The organism is Nonomuraea sp. MG754425 (genome assembly GCF_021699195.1).
Classification (GTDB): Bacteria; Actinomycetota; Actinomycetes; order Streptosporangiales; family Streptosporangiaceae; genus Nonomuraea.
Genome location: NZ_SSXE01000224.1, coordinates 1 through 14,658 on the forward strand (window position 1 = coordinate 1; position 14,658 = coordinate 14,658).

Below are 14,658 nucleotides of genomic sequence, written 5' to 3' on the forward strand. Positions count from 1 at the left end.
ACCCGGGCCCCGCGCCGGGCCCGCGCCCGCAGGGGCCGTCGGGGCCGCAGGCCCCCCAGCAGCCCCCGCGCCCGGCCACCGCGCCCGCCGGGCCCCGTACGTTCGGGGCCAGGGTCGGGGCGCTGGTCGCGAGCGCGCCCAAGTGGCTGCCCGTGCTGCTGGTCCTCGAGGGCCTGGTCATGTACGTCCTCGCGCTCAAGGTCCCCCCGGGCCCGCTGCGCGGCGTGGACCCGGCCGACATCGACGGCATGGGCCTGATCTCGGCACTGCCCGTCACCGCGTTCATCGCCATCCTGATCATGATCGTGTCGTTCTTCATCACGGTCTCCCAGAGCTCCGACCGCAAGTTCCTGCTGCTGTTCCAGATCGCCGCCATCACCTTCGCCCTGCACGGCGCGGGCGCGCTGGTGGCCGAGGAGCCGCGCTTCCCGACCGCCTACATCCACGCGGGTTTCGTCGAGTTCATCGGCAGGACCGGCGAGACGGCGATCAACATCGACGCCCGCATGGGCTGGCCGGGCTTCTTCGCGTTGTTCGCGTTCGTGACGAAGGCCGCCGGGATCACCGACCTGACGCCGATCCTGCAGTGGACCCCGCTGCTGTCGAACCTGCTCTACCTGCTGCCGTTCGTGCTGATCCTGCGCCAGGTGGTGGCGACCACGCGGGCGCGGTGGTTCGCGGCGCTGCTGTTCGTGCTGGTGCAGTGGATCGGCCAGGACTACTTCTCGCCGCAGGGGTTCACCTTCGCCCTGTATCTGGCGTTCGTGGCGATCCTGCTGAGATGGTTCGGACGCGTCGAGCAGCGCACGAAGCCGATCCCGCCCAAGGGCCTGCGCAAGCTGATCGGCAAGCTGGACGCGATGACGCCGGGCGAACTGGCCAACACCGGCACGTTCAGGGCCGACAAGCTGCTGATGCTGATGCTGCTGGTGGCGCTGTTCGTGGCGTCGGTGGCCTCGCACCAGATCACGCCGTTCATGATGCTCGGCGTGGTGACGGCGTTCCTGATCTTCAAGCGGACCACGCTGACCTGGGCGCTGCCGTTCTTCCTCGGGCTGATCGTGCTGGCCTGGATCAGCTACATGACGGTGGGCTTCTGGTCCAGCCAGATCGACACGATCTTCGGCGGCCTGGGCAACATCCTGCAGAACCTGCGCAGCAACACCGGCGACCGCATCGAGGGCAGCGACCCCGCGCACGAGATCGTGCTGCAGGCCCGCCTGGGCATCCTCGGGGTGATCCTGGCGTGCGCGGCGGCCGGGCTGTTCCGGCGGCTGCGGCGCGGGGTGTTCGACCGGTCGGCGCTGATCCTGCTGTGCGTGCCGGTGCTGGCGCTGGGCCTGCAGAGCTACGGCGGCGAGATCGGGCTGCGCATCTACATGTTCGCGCTGCCCGGCTCCTGCCTGCTGGCCGCGTACGCGTTCTTCCCGAACCTGCCGGCCGACAGCGCGGACGTGCGCGAGGAGACCGTGCCGCTGCGCAAGCGGAACGTGCGCTTCAACCCCGAGCTGACCAAGAAGATCTCGCTCGTGCTGGCGGCGTGCTTCGCGGTCATGTTCGCGTTCACGTTCCTGCTGGCCAGGTACGGCAACGAGAAGTTCGAGCGGGTCACCACCGGCGAGGTGGCCGCCCTGCACTACGTCTACGAGCACGACAAGCCCAGCGCGCGGGTGCTCTACCTGGTGCCCAAGGAGGGACCGGAGGTCACCCCGACGATGCCGTGGGGTGAGCGGGACGTCGAGCAGGTGAGCTTCAACCTTCAGGCGCTCGTGCACAAGGACCCGACGCAGACCGCCGACGCCGTGGAGGCGCTGAAGGAGGCGTCGCGGAACTCGTACCTGATGGTGAGCCGCGGCCAGGTGAGCTACCTGCAGCTCAACGAGGGCTTCCCGGCCGACTGGGGTGAGAGGTTCCGTGCCGCGCTGGACAAGTCCCCCGATCTGAAGCGGGTCTTCGCGAACGACGACGCGGCGCTCTACACGTGGAAGACGTTCGTCCGGGGCACCGAGATCCCCGAACCGAACCCCTACAAGGGACGCGGCGACCCCACCTCCCCATGGACACCGGTGGGGATCGGCGCGCTGGCCGTGACCTGGGTGGCGCTGCTCGCGTTCGAGATCATCCGGCTCAATGGGCCGAAGCGGGCGCCGAAGGCGCGCAAACGCCTGCTGTTCCTGGCAATACCGGCATTCGCGGTGGCACTCGCGGTGATCATTGAGCGGTTTATCTATATAGCGCAAAATAACTGAATTCACAGGAAACACTCAGCTTGTGCGGGATGATGTCCTCCGATGACGACACAGGAGACACATCCCGCCAGGCCGGATGCACGACTCGCCGCCGCGAGGATCGCCTCCGTCGATGCCTTACGGGGTTTCTCGCTGCTCGGCATCCTCGTCGTGAACATCGCCTTCCTGGCCTCCGGCTACCGGATGGCCGGGCTGGCGGAGCCCGCGTTCGACTCGGGCCTCGACTGGGCTGTGCGGTGGGTCGTCACGCTGTTTCTGGAGAACAAGTTCTACCTGCTGTTCTCGTTCCTGTTCGGCTACAGCTTCACGCTCCAGATGGACTCGGCCCGGCGGCGGGGACGGCCGTTCACGCCGATGTTCCTGCGGCGGCTGGCCGGGCTGTTCCTGCTCGGGCTGGCGCACGCGGTGCTGCTGTTCCCCGGCGACATCCTGACGACGTACGCGGCCGTGGGGCTGGCCCTGCTGGTCCTGCGCGGGGTCCAGCCGAAGACGGCGATCGCGCTGGCCGTCGTGCTGACGCTGCTGCTGGCACTGGGCTTCATGCTGCTGGCGGTGCTGGCCACGGCCGGGTTCGACATGTCGGGCCGGGTGGCGGACGGGTCGGTGGAGGCCGCCGCGTCCAACTCGGCCCTCGGCGGGGCGTTCTGGCAGATCGTCTCCGAGCACCTCAGGAAGCTGTCGCTGATCATCGTGGCCCGCGTGCTCTTCCAGGGCCCCGCCGTGCTGGCGGCCTGCCTGATCGGGCTCGCGGTGGGCCGGCTGGGCGTCCTGCGCGACCTGGGCGCGTACACGACGACGTTGCGCAGGCTCCAGTGGACCGGGTTCACGGTCGGGCTGGCCGGCGCGGCGTTCTACGCGTCGTCGGCGTGGAACGCCTCCGTGCACAAGTTCTGGGGCGAGGCGGTGGACCTGGTGACGGCTCCGCTGCTGGCGGCGGCGTACGCGGCCACGTTCCTGCGGGTGCTGCCGTACCTGCCCCGGCTGGGACGGGCGCTGGCGGCGCCCGGCCGGATGGCGTTGTCGAACTACCTGGCGCAGTCGCTGATCTGCTCACTGATCTTCACCGGGTACGGCCTGGCCCTGGTGGACCGGGTCAGCCCGCCGCTGGAGGTGGTGATCGCGCTCGGCATCTTCGTGCTCCAGGTCGGCTACAGCCGCTGGTGGCTCGCCCGGCGACGGTACGGGCCGGTCGAGTGGTTCCTGCGTTACCTGACGTACTGGGGCAGACCCGCCGTGCGCCGATAATCAGGTGAGCCCGGCGACCCGGCCCTGAACAATGGGACGGCATGCGCCACTTGCCGGTACACAACCTGCGGCTGACCACGCCCCGCCTCGAACTGCGGCTGCCGTCCCTCGACGACCTCGACGAAATGGCCGACCGCGCCCTCGAGGGCGTCCACGACCCCGAGCTGATGCCGTTCGACGTGCCGTGGACCGACGCGCCCGCCGCCGAACTGCCCGCCAACATCGTGCGCTACCACCTGGAGGCCCTGGCCCGGTCCCGGCCCGAGGCGTGGCAGTACAACTTCGTGGTCGTCCACGAGGGACGCGTGATCGGCACCCAGGGCATCTACGGCGACGACTTCGCGATCAGCCGCGAGGTGCGCACCGGCTCGTGGCTGGGCCGCGCGTACCAGGGCAAGGGGTTCGGCACCGAGATGCGGGCCGCCGTCCTGCACCTGGCCTTCGCCGGTCTCGGCGCCCTGACGGCCGCCTCCGGCGCGTTCCTGGACAACCCGGCCTCGCTGGCGGTCTCGCGCAGGCTCGGCTACCGGCCCAACGGGGTGTCGGTCCACGTGGTCCGCGGGCGGCGGGCCGTGCAGCAGCGGCTCCTGCTCGACCGCGAGCACTTCACCACGCCCGTGCCGGTGGAGATCCGCGAGCTGGAGCCCTGCCTGCCGCACTTCGGGCTATCCGTGAGCGACCGGCCCGCGTAGTACCTCAGAGCTACGTCACGGACCCATCCCCTGGCGGGACGCCGGTGACGGGAGGTGATCCGTAGGTTCGGCGCATGTTCACCCGCCCGCGCCGGAGCCTGCTCACCGCCACGACGTCCGCCGCCTCGGCGGCCGGGCCCCTGGCGAGCGCTGAGGTGCCCGCTCCCGCGCCGATCCGCCCGCCCGGCACTCCGACCGAGGCCCGGTGCGCCGCCGTCCGCCAGAGCGTCTGGCGGACGGCGGCGCGCCACGGGCAGGCACGCCGGGCCGCGGCCCTGCACGCGATGGCGGACCCACGGCGGCGGTTGCCGTCCTTCGACGACGGTGCCGGCGGGCGGGCCGCCGAGACGCTCGGCGAGCGCGACAGGGGGTGGGCCGCTGAGGCGTTCGGTGATTCGGCGATCGCCGAGGGGATCGCCGTGCTGGTGCCCGGCTCGGACACCGGTCTCGACACGTGCCGGGGGCCGCGCGCCGGGGCGCCTGCCCTTCGGCGGAAGCTGGGCGGCCGGGCCGTCGCCGGGCTGGGCCACGTGGCGAACGTCGTCCTGTACGGGGCCGCGGGCACCGGCGCGTCCGGCCCGCCGCGCACGTCCGCGCCTCCTCGGGCGGCCCGCGAGAGCCGCGACCGGATCGGGGGCGAGCCGCACGTGCGGCTCCGGCCGCCCTTCCGCACCCTGGGCCGCACCCCGGGCCGCACCCTGGGCCTCGGCCTGGACCCGGTCCTGCCGGCGCTGGGCGTCCGCGTCTTCGCGGCGGGCGGCGCCGGTCGCGGCGACCACCTGCGGCCGGGCACGCTCAGGCCGCGCAACCTGGCCGCGATCGTCTCGGGGGCCGCCCCGCGTGCGTGACCTGCTCGAACGCCTAGAAGCGGCGACCCCGGCCGGTCGTGACCGCGGGCTCGACGGGCTGCGCGCGCTCGCCGTGCTCGGCGTGGTGCTCGGCCGCTGGCTGGTGACGGCGCTCGTCACCGGCAGCGGGACCGTGCGCGTGGCGAGCCCGCTGCGCGAGTTGCCGCAGCTCGCGCCGCTCTCGTGGCTGTTCCAGACGCTGGCGGTGTTCTTCCTGGTGGGCGGGTGGGTGGCGGCACGCGGCCGTGGGTGGCCGCCAGACTGGCCTGGCTGCCGGGGTTCGGCCTGGCCCTGGCCGCCTGCCGCGCCGCCTTCCACCACCACGAACGCCGCACCACCGGCCACGGACGGAGGCCCTCCGGCCATGAGCCCCGATCCGCCGGGCGCGAGCCCTCACCCGCCGCAGGCCGGGACCCCGGTCGCGATCAGGCGCCCCCGCGGCCCGACCACTTGATCTCGTAGGGCCGCAGCGTGACCTGCCGCCCGTCCACGGTCACCGTGACGTCCTGGTCGGAGGTGTTCACCATCACGACCTGGCGCTCCTGCCCCAGCGCCTTCACCTTCGGATCGGAGGTCCGCACCTCCTCCGCCCGCACCCCGGACGGGAACCACTTGGTGAACCCGCTGAGCAGCCCCGCCATGGGCAGTTCGCCGCCCACCTTGGGCGCCCAGAGGCAGCCGGCGCACTCGCCCTCGCCCTTCAGTTGCGGGTTCCAGTACAGGGCGGTGGTGACGCCGCTCCTGGCGAACTCCATGAGCGCGGTCGCCTGCACGGCGGTGCGCTTGTCCTCGCTCCACTGCGAGTTCTCGGGCTCGACGTACCACTCGGCCCACCACACCGGCAGGTCGTCGCTCTCCTCGCGCAACCACGTGGTGATGGCGCCGAACTTGGCCTGGGCGGCGAAGTCGTCGGGGGTGTTGCCCTTGTCGTTGGTCATGGAGGCGCCGTCCACGACGATGAAGTCGGCGCCCTTCTTGTTGTCGATCCAGTACTTGACGGCGTCGAGCGAGCGCTGGTCGATCGTCCCCCACGGGCCGGTGAGCTCGGAGGGGCCGCCGCGCTGGTCGCTCCCGATCGACACGTACGGCCCGCCGACCTGGATGTCCTGGTTGACCGCCTTCAGCGCCGTGTAGACCTTGTTGTACATCTCCGTGTACGCCTCGGCGTCCCACCGGTTGGTGGCCGGGTCCCAGAAGCCCTTGAACTCGTTCCACACCATGTAGTGCTTGACGGTCGGGTACTGCTTGGCCACCCGCGCCGCGAGCTTGGCGAAGTCGTCGAAGTGCTCCTTCTCGGGGGCGACCGTGTGGTTCTTGCTCCAGTCCGTACGCCCGGCCTGCCCGCCCTTCATCCAGTCGGGCGCGCAGCAGAGCGTGATCACCGGTACGGCCCGCGAGGAGGCCATGAAGGTCAGCCGCCGGTCGAGGTCGCGGAAGTTGTACTGTCCGGGGCTGGGCTCGGGGTTGCCGACGCCCCAGCCCATGATGTGCTGGTTCTGCAGCATGGGGACCCGGCCGAGCACGCCCCTGGCCTGCTCCACGACCTCCTGCGGCTCGTTGTCGGCGCTGTACTGGGTGTGGGTGATGCCCCAGCGCGGCCAGGCGTCGAGAGCAGGGGGCTCTTCGAGGCTCGGCGCGGGCTCGGTGGGCGCGTTGGTGGCCACCTCGCTGCCCTTGAACACGCCGCGTTCCTTCGACCGCATCGCGGCGTAGACCATGATGCCCGCCACCAGTACGACGGCGAGGATGCCGGCTCCGAGTGCGATCGGCCATGGCGAGCGCCGGCGCGCGTGTCTGCCATCGGTCGGGATCACTGAAGGCTCCTCATCCTCGCGAGACGTTCGGGGGGATCACGAACCTACAAGATTCGCGGACGTACAAAGGGCTGGACCGGGTCCAGCCCTTATTACGCTAATCGTCCCGCTTGCAAGGTGCTTGCCGTCAGTCTTCGCGAGGTGGCCGCTGCCCTCCCGCCGGACCGGGCACGCCGGAGTACCGGTACGGCACGGGCGGGCGGCCCGGCTGGACGATGAGGAGCGTGCCGGGGGTCTCGGCGTAGAAGGCGGACTCGACGGCGGCGGCCACGTCCTCGGCCGTCAGCAGGGGGAAGCCGGCGTTGACGAACATCTCCCGGGCGTCGGCCACGAGCGGGGTGTCGGTGAAGCCGGGGCAGACCGCGCCGATGCGTACGTTCCGGGCGGCCAGCGGCTCGGCCAGCGCCCGGACCAGCCCCACAACCGCGTGCTTGGTCATCGTGTAGACCGGGTCGCCGGAGAAGGCGGTGAGCCCGGCCAGCGACGCGGTGACGACGATCGCGCCGCCGCCCGAGCGTGTGAGCAGGGGCACGCCGGCCCGCACGCCGAAGACGACGGCGTCCATGTTGACCCCGACGACCTGGCGGTAGCGGGCCAGGTCGAAGTCGGCCAGGTTCACCCCGCCGGAGATGCCGGCGTTGAGGTGGAGCAGGTCCAGCCGCCCGTAGCGCCGCTCGGCCAGCGCGACGGCCTCCAGCGAGGCGTCCTCGGTGCTGACGTCGGCGGCCAGCCATGTGCCGTCCAACTCCTTGGCCAGCCGTTCGGCGCCCTCGCCGTCCCGGTCGACGAGGACGCACCTGACGCCGCCCGCCGACAGGCGGCGGGCCACGGCGGCCCCGATGCCGCTCGCGGCTCCGGTGATCAGTGCAACTGTGCTCATGACGCTCCTTGCGGGGGGTCGAGGCGTTCGGTGCGGTCCAGGAGGTGCGGTCCAGGAGGTGCGGTCCAGGAGGTGCGGTCCAGGAGGTGCGGTCCGGGACGGGTCAGTGCTGGTCGAGCATGCGGTGCCCGCGGGCGACGAGGGAGGGCACGGCCGCGCCGATGCCGTCGAAGCCCTCCCCGACGGTCTTGCCCTGGCGGAAGCGGGCGTGGATGCCCTCCAGGATGACCGCGAGCTTGAAGTTGCCGAAGGCCACATAGAACCCAAGGTCTGAAATATCGCGCCCTGACACCTTGGCGTAGTGGTCGGCGAACTCGCGGACGTTCATGAACCCGGGGGCCGCCGTCACGTCGCCCGCCACCGGCAGCGCCTGCCCGCCCGGCCCGCTCCCCGGTTCGTGCCAGTACGTCAGCGTGAGCCCCAGATCGGCCAGCGGGTCACCGAGCGTGGACATCTCCCAGTCCACCACGGCGGCGATCTCCAGGTCCCCGAGCCGCAGCAGCGTGTTGTCCAGCCGGTAGTCGCCGTGCACCAGCGTCCCCGCCGTCTCGGCGGGCAGCCGCTCCCGCAGCCGGGTCACGAGCCGGTCGTACTCCGGCAGGTCGGCCGTCTTCGACCGCTCCCACTGCTGGCACCAGCGGTCGAGCTGCCTGGCCAGGTAGCCCTCGGGCCGCCCGAAGTCGCCGAGCCCGACCTCCCGGTAGTCCACCGCGTGGATGCCGGCCAGCACCTCGGCCAGCCGCTCCGACAGCCGCCGCGTCCGCTCGGGCGAGGGGTCCCCGAGCTGACTCCTGGTCCGTACGGCCACGCCTTCGACGTGGCCCATGAGGTAGAACGGGGCCCCGATCACGTCCTCGTCGGCGCAGAACGCGATCGGCTCCGGCACCGGCACGGGCGTCGGGGCGAGCGCCGAGATGACCCGCCACTCCCGGCGCATGTCGTGGGCGGTGGGCAGCACGTGGCCGAGCGGCGGCCGGCGCAGCACCAGCCGGCGTTCCCCGGCCTCGACCAGGTAGGTGAGGTTCGACCGGCCGCCGGAGATCAGCGAGACGGACAGGGGTTCTCCGGCGTCGGGCACGTTCGCGCCCATCCACGTGACCAGACGGGGGTGGTCGATGCCAGGTACGGTCATGGTGACACATTAGAACGTTACTCGGTCCTGAAGACAGGCTGGGAGTTTTGTAACGTTCCGGACCTGCGGCTATGGCATCGCGCGAGATCCTTTAACCTGGCAGTACACCCCTGGCCTCATGCTTGCCCAGAGAGTGTGCGCCGACAGTAGGAGCCCATGCACGTCACCCTTGCCCTACCTCGCGAACTGGGCCACGACGAAGTGAATCGCTGGCGCGCCCTGCAAGAGGCGGACAGCGCGTTCGACAACCCGTTCCTGTCGCCGGAGTTCACGTTGACGGTCGGCGAGCTCCGCGACGTCGTGCGGGTCGCCGTCATTCACGACGGCCCGGACATCGTGGGATTCTTCCCCTTCGAGCGACATCCGCTCGGCATCGGCAAGCCGGTCGCGGCGGGGCTGACGGACGCGCAGGGGCTCGTGCACGCCAAGGACCTGCAGATCGACCCGGCCCGGCTGCTCAAGGAGTGCGGGCTGGCGGTCTACGAGTTCGACCACCTGGTGTCCGGCCAGCCGCTGCTCGGCACCCGTCACGAGCGCCACCCGTCCCCGATCATCGATCTTCGCGACGGCTGGGACCGCTACACGGGGTCGCTGCTCGAGCACTCCGGCAAGACGTACAAGTCCACCCTGGCCAAGTCCCGCAAACTGCAGCGCGAGGTCGGCTCGCTGCGGCACGACTACGCGACCGCCGAGCTGGAGCCCCTGCGCGTCCTGCTGGGCTGGAAGACCGACCAGTACCGGCGTACCGGCCGTACCGACCGGTTCGCGCAGCAGTGGATCGTGGAGCTGGTCGAGCGGCTGCTGGCCACGCAGTCGGAGAGCTTCGCCGGGGTGCTGGACATGATCTACGTGGACGAGCGGCCGGTGGCCGGGCACTTCGGGCTGCGCACCCGTACGACGCTGGCCGGGTGGTTCCCCGCCTACGACACCCGCTTCGCGAAGTACTCCCCCGGCCTCATCCACCACCTGGCGATGGCCGAGCGCGCCGCCGCGACCGGCATCCAGGTCATCGACATGGGGCGGGGCCAGAAGGAGTACAAGGACAAGCTCAAGAACGGCGAGCTGGAGGTGGCCGAGGGCCGCGTGGCCAGGCTCGGCCCGGTGGCGGGCGTCCACTGGGTGATGCGGGTGCCGGTGCGCAAGACGCGCGCCACGGTCATGGCCAACCCGTTGCTCCTGAAGACCGCCGACAAGACCTTGAAAACCTACGGAAGACTGCGTACCGTGCTTCAGCGGTGAACCACATCGCAGCGCGAACGGGCCGTCACTGCCTGTCGCTACCGTCCAACCGGCTGGGGCTCTACCTGGCACTACGCCACTGGTGCGTGCCCGGCCAGCGGCTGCTGATGTCGCCCATCTCCGCCGACGAGATCCTCTTCCTCGTGCTGGCGGCCGGGCTGCGCCCGGTGATCGCGCCGCTGTCGCCGCGTGACGGCAACATCGACGCCTCCCGGGTCGACCTCGACGCCGTCGACGCGGTCCTGACCACCAACCTGTACGGCCTGCCCGACGCCGCCCCCGCCTTCGCCGGCAAGATCCTCGTCGAGGACGTGGCGCACGCCATGGAGAGCGACCTCGACGGCCGACCGCTGGGCACGTTCGGGCACGCGTCGGTGTTCAGCCTGTCCAAGCACCCGGGCGCGGGCTCGGGCGGCGTGCTGGCCGTCGAGGACGCAGCCGACCTACTGGCCCTGACCCGCGCCCGCGACGCCCTGCTGACCCCCTCCTCGGCGCGCGCCGACCTGTGGAGCGTGGCCACCTCCATGGCCCGCCAGGCGGCGCTCACGCTCAACCTCGTACGCCCGGCGCTGAGCCTGGCGCGCCGCCTCGGCCTGGAGGAGGAACGCGAGGGCTACCGCGTCGCGCTGCGTCCGCAGGAGCTGGCGACGGCGCTCAAGCAGGCCCCCTCGCTGCCCCCCTTCGACTCCTGGGTACGCGCCGACCTGCACGACTACCGTGCCCGCCGCGGCCCGCTGGCCCGCTGGTACCAGCGGCGGCGGGTGGCCGGGGTGCCCCGCGAGCGCGCGCGCCGCCTCGCCGGCGTGCGCCGCCTGGCCGAGCTGCCCACGGTCGCGCCCGCCGTGCTCGACGACCTGTCCCGGCCGCTGTTCCGGGTGCCGCTCCTGGTCCACGACCGCGACGCGGCCATCGGGGAGCTGGAACGGCACGGGGTGTCCACCGGCTACCTGTACGACCCGCCCTACGACGACTACGCCCCCGCCTTCACCGAGCGCTCTCCCGACCCTGCCCCGGCCCGCTGGTGGGCCAGGCACGTGCTGCCGGTTGACCCGATGTACGCCGCCCGTTCCCTGCCGGTCCTGCGCCGGTTCGAGCCGCCTCGGCGCGGGCCGTACGGATGAGGGCGGCCACGCTCTCGCAGCCCCGCCGCAGGTCGGGCAGCGAGGCGGAGCCGTACCCGATGACCAGGCCGTGCAGGCCGGGGTCGCCGTGGTGGTGGCGTCTGGTGGAGTCGAGCAGGACCCCGCGCTCCCTGGCCCGCTCGACCACCACGGGCACCAGGGCCTCGGGCAGTTCGGCCAGCACGTGCAGCCCGGCCGTGTCGCCGCGCAGGCGGCAGGCGGGGCCGAGCAGCTCGACGACGACGGCGCGGCGGCGCGCGTACTCCAGGCGCATCCTGCGCAGGTGCCGGTCGAGGTCGCCGCGTTCGAGGAGGGTGGCCACGGCCTGCTGGACGGGGCCGCTGGTGCGGTCGGCCACCGCTTCGCGCAGCCCGGCGATCCGCCTGACCAGGCCGGGCTCGCCGGCCAGCCAGCCAACGCCGACGTCGGGGGCCAGGGTCTTGGACAGCGTGCCGAGCAGCACCACCCTGGCGGGGTCGAGGCCGTAGAGCGCCGGCAGCGGGGCGACGTCGTAGCGGAACTCGGCGTCGTAGTCGTCCTCCACGATCGTCGCGCCCGTGCTCCTGGCCCAGGCCAGCAGGCGTTCCCTGCGCGGGATCGGCAGCCGCCCGCCCAGCGGGAACTGGTGGGCGGGGGTGGTGTAGAGCACGCGGAGGCCGGCGGGGAGGCCGTCCACGACGACGCCGTCCTCGTCCACCGGGCACGGCACCACCTCGGCGCCCCTGGCCGCGAACACCGTGCGGGCCACGTGGTAGCCCGGCTCCTCCACCCCGGCCCTGGCTCCCGGGCCGAGCAGGGCGAGTGCGCACAGGTCGAGGCCGTTTCCGGTGCCGCGGGTGACCAGGATGTTCTCGGGGCCGACGGCCATGCCCCTGACGCGCCGGAGGTGCTCGGCGAGCAGCTCGCGCAGGCGGGGCAGGCCGTACGGGTCGGGGTTGTCGCCCGGCGGCAGGTCGGCGGCCTTGCGCCAGGCCCGCTTCCAGGCCGCGTGGTCGTAGTCGCGCACCCAGGGCTTGCCGGAGGTGAGGTCGATCAGGCCGGCGGGAGGCGGCGGCGGGGCCGGCGCGTGCGCCCCGCCCGCGGGCTGCCGGGGCGCCTGCTCGATCGCGGCCACGAACGTGCCCGACCCGTGCCGGCCGTCCAGCCAGCCTTCGGCGTAGAGCTGCTGGTACGCCTCGGTCACCACCGTCCGGCTCACCGCGAGCTGGGCGGCCAGGGCCCGCGTGGACGGCAGCCGCTCGCCCGAGGACAGCGTGCCGTCCAGCATGGCCTGGCGCAGCCGGCCGGCGAGCTGCGTGATGAGCGGTTCGGCCGACTCTCGCGAGAGGGATACCGGCAGGTCAACGTGAGTGCGCATGAAAGTGGTCTCTTGAAAGGGTCAGCTAGTGGCCCTACAGGATAGGTCCACTTCGTCGTTACCGTCGAATCATGCTCTCCACCACTCCACGCACCGCGCTGGGGCGCTCGAAGGAGCGCGGCAGCGGCGACAGGAACGATCTGTACGAGGTGCTCGACACCGGCCTCATCTGCCATCTGGGCGTGGTGGTGAACGGCTGCCCCATGGTCGTGCCCACCGGCTACGGACGCATCGGCGACACCCTCTACCTGCACGGCTCCACCGGTGCCCGCTCGCTGCGGGCCGGCGGCGACGGCGAGGTGTGCGTCACGGTCACCCACCTGGACGGCATCGTGCTGGCCCGCTCGGTCTTCCACCACTCCGTGAACTACCGCTCGGCGATGATCTACGGCCGGGCCCGCCTGGTGACGGACCCGGACGAACATCTGGAGGGCCTGCGCGCCCTGGTCGAGCAGCTCGCGCCGGGCCAGTGGGACTACGTGCGCGGGCCGTCGCGCAAGGAGCTGGCCGCCACGGCCGTGCTGGCGCTGTCGCTGGAGGAGGCGTCGGTCAAGATCAGGCGCGGCGGGCCGCAGGACGACGAGGAGGACTACGGCCTGCCGGTGTGGGCCGGGGTGTTGCCCCTGGTCACGTCGTGGGGCGCGCCCGAGCCGGATTCGGTGCTCCCAGAAGGTATCGAGACACCCGTTCACATTCTCCATCGGGAGTAGTTCCATTAATCCGGGACCACCTGGCAAACCCGACACCTTGATCGTACGTCTCATCAGGTGGGCCGGCTCCTGATGGGAGAGGCAAAATGGAGTGGAGCGCTCCCGGTTACACGGAGATCAAGCAGTTGGGGACGGGCGCGAGCGGGCGCGTCACGCTCGCCGTGCACGACGCGACCGGCGTCAGGGTGGCGATCAAGTACCTGTCCGCGCGGTTGCTGCGCGATCCGTCCGCCCTGGCCAGGTTCCAGTCGGAGGCGCGGCTGCTGACCACGCTGCGCGACCCGAACATCGCCACGATGTGGGAGTACATCCAGGACGACGGCGGCGCGGCCATCGTGATGGAGCTGGTCAACGGCGTCTCGCTGCGCGCCCTGCTGCGCGAGAACGGGACGACCGAGGTCGAGGCCGCCCTCGTCGTGCTGAAGGGCTCGCTGCTGGGGCTGGCCAGGGCGCACGCCATGGGTCTCGTGCACCGCGACTACAAGCCCGAGAACGTGCTCGTGCGCGACGACGGGGTCAGCAAGCTCGTCGACTTCGGCATCGCGGTCCGGCAGGGCAGCGCCGCCCAGCCGGAGGGCACGCCCCCGTACATGGCGCCCGAGCTGTGGCAGGGCGGGCCGGCCTCGCCCGCGACCGACGTGTACGCGGCCACGGCCGTGTTCTTCGAGTGCCTGACCGGGCACCGGCCGTACCGCTCGACCGAGCCCAGCGTGCTGGGCTACCAGCACCTGCACGCCCCCGTGCCCTTCCACGACGCGCCGGAGCCGGTGCGCGAGCTGGTGCGGCGCGGGCTGGACAAGGACCCGGCGCGGCGGCCCGACGGCGCGCTCGCGTTCCTGACCGAGCTGGAGGCCACGGCCAGGGCGGCGTACGGGGAGGACTGGGAGGAGCGGGGCAGGCGGCGGCTGGCCGCGCTCGTGGCGCTGCTGGCCCTGCTGCTGCCCACGCCGCAGCCCCCGCCCGAGACGGCCACGTCGCTGGCCAGGACCGTGTTCCGCGACCTCGGTTCGGGCGCGCGGCGCGTCCTGGGCACGAACGCGCGGCGGCTGGCGATGGGCGGCGCGGTGAGCGCCGTGGCGGCGGTGGCGGTGGCGGTCGTGCTGGTCAACAGGCAGCCGCCCGAACAGCCGGTCGGAGCGGCGGCGGCCGGACCGCCGAGCCAGGTCACGACGGCCGCGGTCTCCGGGCCGCCCGCCGCGGAGGAGTCCCGGGCCCCGCGCCCGGAGGCGGAGCCGGTGTCCGAGCCTGAACCGGACACGGAACCCGCGGGCACTCCCCGGGCCGTCCCGCAGAACTCGCCGGAGCCGGACCGGGACCCGGACCCGCCCGGACGGGACCCGCGTGACGATCCGCCCCCGCCGGGTACCACCC

Annotated in this window: 12 protein-coding genes and 1 pseudogene; 9 read left to right on the plus strand and 4 right to left on the minus strand. The window is 72.1% G+C overall.

Annotated features, from left to right (window positions below):
* From FAF44_RS45760 to FAF44_RS45780, 5 genes are all read left to right on the plus strand, one after another.
* The coding region (locus FAF44_RS45760) for a hypothetical protein (RefSeq protein ID WP_237109728.1) at nt 1-2,249 on the plus strand (2,249 nt) is incomplete at its 5' end.
* A 42-nt stretch (nt 2,250-2,291) separates the two neighbouring features.
* Entirely contained in the window at nt 2,292-3,494 is a 1,203-nt protein-coding gene (locus FAF44_RS45765; protein ID WP_237109729.1) for a DUF418 domain-containing protein, read from the plus strand.
* Nucleotides 3,495-3,535: 41 nt separating this feature from the next.
* Nucleotides 3,536-4,186, plus strand: coding sequence for a GNAT family N-acetyltransferase (locus FAF44_RS45770; protein WP_237109730.1), 651 nt, complete (start codon nt 3,536-3,538; stop codon nt 4,184-4,186).
* A 74-nt stretch (nt 4,187-4,260) separates the two neighbouring features.
* Complete coding sequence (locus FAF44_RS45775; protein ID WP_237109731.1) at nt 4,261-5,034, plus strand: alpha/beta hydrolase; 774 nt, start codon at nt 4,261-4,263, stop codon at nt 5,032-5,034.
* Nucleotides 5,027-5,488, plus strand: a complete 462-nt coding sequence (locus tag FAF44_RS45780) for an acyltransferase (protein ID WP_237109732.1) — start codon at nt 5,027-5,029, stop codon at nt 5,486-5,488. The genes FAF44_RS45775 and FAF44_RS45780 overlap by 8 nt, the downstream gene beginning before the upstream one ends.
* Here FAF44_RS45780 and FAF44_RS45785 read toward each other — a convergent pair.
* From FAF44_RS45785 to FAF44_RS45795, 3 genes are all read right to left on the minus strand, one after another.
* A complete protein-coding gene (locus FAF44_RS45785; RefSeq protein WP_237109733.1) occupies nt 5,460-6,848 on the minus strand; it encodes a xylan 1,4-beta-xylosidase in 1,389 nt (462 codons plus the stop codon). The genes FAF44_RS45780 and FAF44_RS45785 overlap by 29 nt on opposite strands.
* A 127-nt stretch (nt 6,849-6,975) precedes the next feature.
* On the minus strand, nt 6,976-7,728 hold the full coding sequence (locus FAF44_RS45790) for an SDR family oxidoreductase (protein WP_237109734.1): 753 nt from the start codon (nt 7,726-7,728) through the stop codon (nt 6,976-6,978).
* A gap of 103 nt (nt 7,729-7,831) precedes the next feature.
* On the minus strand, nt 7,832-8,860 hold the full coding sequence (locus tag FAF44_RS45795; RefSeq protein WP_237109735.1) for a phosphotransferase family protein: 1,029 nt from the start codon (nt 8,858-8,860) through the stop codon (nt 7,832-7,834).
* Between the two features lie 156 nt (nt 8,861-9,016).
* Between FAF44_RS45795 and FAF44_RS45800 the strand changes: the two genes are divergently transcribed.
* Together FAF44_RS45800 and FAF44_RS45805 are read left to right on the plus strand one after the other, a co-directional pair.
* Nucleotides 9,017-10,099, plus strand: a complete 1,083-nt coding sequence (locus tag FAF44_RS45800; protein ID WP_237109736.1) for a GNAT family N-acetyltransferase — start codon at nt 9,017-9,019, stop codon at nt 10,097-10,099.
* Nucleotides 10,096-10,524 (plus strand): annotated as a pseudogene (locus FAF44_RS45805) (DegT/DnrJ/EryC1/StrS family aminotransferase); the annotation flags it as partial. The gene FAF44_RS45800 and the pseudogene FAF44_RS45805, both read left to right, overlap by 4 nt.
* Nucleotides 10,525-11,083: 559 nt before the next feature.
* Here FAF44_RS45805 and FAF44_RS45810 read toward each other — a convergent pair.
* Nucleotides 11,084-12,577, minus strand: a complete 1,494-nt coding sequence (locus FAF44_RS45810) for a PLP-dependent aminotransferase family protein (RefSeq protein ID WP_237109737.1) — start codon at nt 12,575-12,577, stop codon at nt 11,084-11,086.
* A 71-nt stretch (nt 12,578-12,648) separates the two neighbouring features.
* Between FAF44_RS45810 and FAF44_RS45815 the strand changes: the two genes are divergently transcribed.
* Together FAF44_RS45815 and FAF44_RS45820 are read left to right on the plus strand one after the other, a co-directional pair.
* Nucleotides 12,649-13,287: a pyridoxamine 5'-phosphate oxidase family protein gene (locus FAF44_RS45815; protein ID WP_237109738.1), complete on the plus strand. Its 639-nt coding sequence runs from the start codon at nt 12,649-12,651 to the stop codon at nt 13,285-13,287.
* Nucleotides 13,288-13,373: 86 nt separating this feature from the next.
* Nucleotides 13,374-14,658: serine/threonine-protein kinase (locus FAF44_RS45820; RefSeq protein ID WP_237109739.1), on the plus strand; the 1,285-nt coding region annotated here is incomplete at its 3' end.